The 4,508-nt window shown below is 70.3% G+C and carries 4 protein-coding genes; 3 read left to right on the top strand and 1 reads right to left on the bottom strand.

Translation table 11 applies throughout. The annotated features are described in order from the left end of the window. Positions 1–218 precede the first annotated feature (218 nt). A complete protein-coding gene (locus AB0J64_RS56850) occupies positions 219–1,754 on the top strand; it encodes a hypothetical protein (protein ID WP_364047036.1) in 1,536 nt (511 codons plus the stop codon). Between the two features lie 125 nt (positions 1,755–1,879). Here AB0J64_RS56850 and AB0J64_RS56845 read toward each other — a convergent pair whose 3' ends face one another. Then, positions 1,880–2,068, bottom strand: coding sequence for a hypothetical protein (locus tag AB0J64_RS56845; RefSeq protein WP_364047033.1), 189 nt, complete (start codon positions 2,066–2,068; stop codon positions 1,880–1,882). Between the two features lie 161 nt (positions 2,069–2,229). Here AB0J64_RS56845 and AB0J64_RS56840 point away from each other — a divergent pair, with 161 nt between their 5' ends. Next, entirely contained in the window at positions 2,230–2,907 is a 678-nt protein-coding gene (locus AB0J64_RS56840) for an ATP-binding protein (protein WP_364047030.1), read from the top strand. A 685-nt stretch (positions 2,908–3,592) separates the two neighbouring features. Next, positions 3,593–3,784 (top strand): hypothetical protein, encoded by a 192-nt coding sequence (locus AB0J64_RS56835; RefSeq protein ID WP_364047027.1) that lies wholly within the window; start codon positions 3,593–3,595, stop codon positions 3,782–3,784. The last annotated feature ends 724 nt before the right edge of the window (positions 3,785–4,508 follow it).

Here is a 4,508-nt window from a genome sequence, read left to right as displayed (position 1 = left end):
GCTTCCGCTCTGGGTGTACGAGGTCATCCAGGGCTACGTCTTCCCGCTGGAGGACACCCCGCGCTTCATCGCCGGGCGCATCGCCTACGCGGCCGCCCCCGCCTCCTACACGCGCGCACGCGCACGCGCGTAGGGGGGTGGATGTCCAAACCAGCGGATTTGGACATCGCCGCAGACATCCCGTTGGACATCCCGCGGACATCCGAAGGTGACTCACCGTGATCGACATATGGAACTTTGACCCGCTGCGTGACATCGCGCCGCCGTATTGGGCTGCCGCCGGCGCGTTCGCGCTCGCCCTGATGCTGGCGGCATTGCGGCGGCTCAAGCGCCTGTTCTTCCCCAAGGCGCAGGCGCCGGACCGGCCGCCGCGCTCTCTTGCCAACGCTGTGACCTGGGCCTGCGCTGCGGCTGCCCTCGTTTTCGCCGGCGAGGGCATGTTCGAGGTGATCACCCGGGCCGCACCCGAGGTGTGGTGGCTGCCGTGGCTCGGCATCGGCCTGCTCGAAGGGCCGCTGCTCGCGTTCGCGCTGCGCGCCAAGGAACTGCTCCGCGGGCTGAAGTACGCCCAGCCTGACCAGGCCGAACGCCTGATCCGGCAGGCCGGCCAGGCAACCCGCATGACCTGGCTCCTGGCCTCCGCGTCCGCGGTTATCTCCGCCTCGGCCAACTTCGACACCGGCACGCCGAGCATCCCGCTGCTGCGCGCGGCCGCGCCGATCGTCGGCGTCATCCTGTGGCACCACGCCCTACGGATCGAGCAGGACGCTCACACCGGCCGCCAGCGCGAGTCACGCTGGAAGTGGACGCCCGAGTACGTGCTGACCCGTCTCGGCCTGGTCACCGCACGCGCCACTGAGACGGCCGACGCCGAGGTGCGCATGCGTCTCACCAAGGTCGCCGACTGGGTGCTCCGGTACGCCCGTCTCGTGCGACGGGATGCCGCCCGGGACACCGGCCAGCGCACGTGGTGGGACACCAGGTGGGACACTTTCGTCCGCTGGCGGATGGAACGCATCTACCGTGCCGCCGACCGCGACCTGGACCTCACACGGGACGCCTCCCGGCGCGCGTTGTTGGAGGAGATGATCGCGTCCCGGGACGCCGTCGTCCTCCTTACGACCCGCGCCGGTGTCACGCACGCTGACCTGGGCCGTCCCGAAACGGGACAGCCGACGGGACAGCCCACGCCGAGCGTCCGCATCATCTATCCGAAGCCCGCGGAACGCGTGGTGCGGGACACCCGCCTCGTGTTCCACGACAAGATCGTGGAACGTCTCGTTGAACGCCCCGCGCGTCCCATCCGCATCACGTTCCCGTCGTCGGCGGGACGCCCCTCACGAGACACCCGGGACACCCGCGAGACGCGGCACCGGGACACCCGTGGGACGGCACATCGGGACGGCCGGGACGGCACGAACGGGACGGCTAACCGAGACGGTGGGACACCCAACCGGAACGGCGGCGGGACGAGCCGTACAAGCCACCAGAGCGGCGCTGGCAAGCCCACAGAGAAGGAGATCATCGCAGCCATCGCCGACGCCATCACGCCGAGCGGCGACGTGCCCATCCGGCCCCTCGCACTGGAGCTCGGCATCCCGAGGGCGACGTTGCACCGCCACGTCGCCAAGTACCGCGAGACGCACGGGATCACCCCGCCGTCCAAGGGGGTGATCCCCGCTCCCCGCACCAACAGCCAGCACGCCGACTCCAACGGCCCGAACCTGGCCCCCGTGGGGGGCGGCACAACCTGACCGAACGCCGCACACCCGCCCGCCACGAGAAGAACGGAGGCCCTCAGCCCAGACAAGCCCACGAGGAAGGGAGACCGTGAACACCCCGAAGGGGGCGGTAGCCACACCGCCTGCCGCCCCCTTCGTCACCGCTCACCCCGCCGCCGCAGCGCCGACCGACTCACCCAGCTCGCCTCGCTGACGGTTTCTGCCGCCTCCACCTCGCGCCGGATCGCCCGCACCTGCGTGTAGGAGCCGCCCACGAGGATCGCGATCGTGTCCGCTGGCCAGTCCTGCCCGTCCAGCATCTGTGCGGCGCCGGACCCCCATCTCACTCCTCCGCTGTATCGACGGACCTGGCGCTGAACGCGCCTGGTTCAGCAGCTTCGTCAACCGCGACGACATCCCTTCCTTCGTCGCGCGATCTCGCGCCATCGCGCTGGAGATCAACTCAACCGCCCAGCTGAAATCGGACGAACCGAGGTAGCGACCCGCCATGAAGACTGCGCACTCTGCCCTGAACGAGATTGACAAGGCCACCATGCTCCAGGCCATGCGCGCCGCGGTCGCGGCCGGCTGGCGCGGGGAGCCCTACCCCCTCGTCTTCATCGAGGACTTCTTGAAGGAGCACGGCCTCCTGCCCGCTCCCGAGGCGAGCCCGGCCGAGCTGCTCGCCGAAGCCGTGCTCCCGCCGAAGGGCGGCGCATCACTGCGCGCGGAGTGGGTCCTTGCTCCTCAATCGGCCGACGTCGAAGTCCCCGTCGACGAGCGGCGCGTCCGCGTGCTGCGCGGCCACGCCTGCTCGCACGCGCGGCGCGTGGGCTTACCCGAATCGTTCCTGGCGGAGCTCCGCCTAGCGGTCTCGGAGCTGGCGACCAACGCCGCCGAGACCCACGCCCGCGGCAAGGTGGAGATGCTGCTGCAGATCGACCCTGGCACCCGGGTCAGCGTGCACATCGTCGACCAGGGCGACCCGGAGAACAAGCCCCGGCCGCAGACTGCCGCCGACGACGCCGAAAGCGGCCGCGGGCTGTCCATCTGCGCGCAGGAGTTCAACCTGACGGTCAGCCTGGCCAGTGAGTGCCCGGCGGGCCACAGCATGCCTGACGGCGTGTGGTGCTGCTCGGTCTGGCTGCCCTGGCCGAACCAGCGCAACGGCCAGCCGCATGCGTGACCTCCTCAGGGTCAACCTGCGCCTGACGTGTGGCGGCCACAGGACGTTCAGTACGTCATCGTCTGCTCCGTTCTGCCGGAGGATCGGTCCAACCCCATCCCCGGTGTACACGCTGCGGCGCCTGGAACTCGAGAGCGTGGCCGACTACCCCCGGCACCCACGGCCACCTCCGGATCGAGAGCCGCGACCTGGCCGGTGCCCAGCTCGAAGCTGTCCACGACGCTCGCCATCGCTCCAGAGCAGGTGAGTTCGACGTGCCCGAAATCTGGCCGGCGCTGCGGCTGGCCGGTTCTGCTGGCCGACCTTCGAAGGGATCGCTCGAGCCGCCCTCGTCCCGGCGCGCCAGGACGAGCGCCTGCTCGTCCGCGTCATCGGCATGGCGCTCGGCGACGGCGACCACATCGCCGCTGTCACCTTGGCCGAGCTCGACCTCACCGATCTGCTCGGGATCGCCCAGCCGCCCGCGGTACCTGGCCGGGCCGAGAGTCCGTGAACAGGAGGAGGTGAGCCCACATGCCGCTGCTGTTCATCTCGGGCCTGGCGCTGCTGCCGTTCTGCCTGGGGCTGAGCCTTGGAGGTCTGACCTTGGGCCTGCTGCTCCTGGGAGTCTTCCTGTGCCCGGCCGCCGGCGGGAAGCAGGGCCTGCGAGCCGAGGACGGCATCGGCCGCGGGGCATGCTGCGCCTGTGGCCCGGAGCCAACCGCTCGCGGCGACCGTCACCGTCATCGCCAAGGTGTGCGGCACCGTGAGGCTGCACGCGCTGGCCGGCGGGCTGGCCGTGCCGGTCTTCGCCGGTATGCGCGCGGTCTATCACCTGTTCGGATTCGCCGACCACCTCTCCCGTGACCTGACGACAACCCCCGAGGTAACCGCGTGATCAATGCCCGCCACTTCGCTTGAGATGCCGTTGCGTGACTCCGAGGACTTTCGCCAGATGTGCGATCAGGCCCGGCGAACGTGCAACGAGCTGGCGGACGCCCTGTACTTCACCGCCAAGGTGACCAGGGCCCAGCTGAAGGAGTCCGAGAGGAGGCGGGCCAAGGCCGAGGCCGCGCGTCTTCGATGGTCGCCGAACTCATCGGATCCTCCGTGACACCGGTCGCCCGATACCGCACGGAAATCCGCGACGAAGCCGGCTGGGCGGCCGAAGCGGGCGACAGCTCAGCCGAGCCGCAAGACACCGACGAGACCCCCGACCGAACCACCCTGCGAGGGTCTAACCCCCCGGGCCGAGCTCTCGAGGACCCTGTCCTGCCGCGGCCGGCGTCCCCCGACATGTCCCCCCGGATGTCCCCGGAAGGTCCTGAGCCGACGGCCCGGATGTCCCTGCGCTCGTCCCCGGCACGTCCCCCCGGCGATCACCTCCTTCTCGCATCCTCGCCGCCCTCGTATGTCCCCACCCACCGCCACGATCATCAGGAGACCCCATGCCCCGCATCGACGACGCGCGGCCCATCCCCCAGACCTTTTCGCCCATCGTCATCGGGCACCTGCACAACCGGTCCGCGCACAGCTCGACCGCGTCCCAGCCGTCGAACCAGCCCTGCGCCTGCCACTCCTCGGCCTGCGCGGCCCGCATGGGGATGAGCTCACGGGCCAGG

The organism is Nonomuraea sp. NPDC049695, assembly GCF_040674955.1.
Taxonomy (GTDB): Bacteria; Actinomycetota; Actinomycetes; order Streptosporangiales; family Streptosporangiaceae; genus Nonomuraea; species Nonomuraea helvata.
The sequence above is the reverse complement of the archived record's forward strand: the minus strand, read 5'-3'. Positions and strand labels throughout refer to the sequence as shown.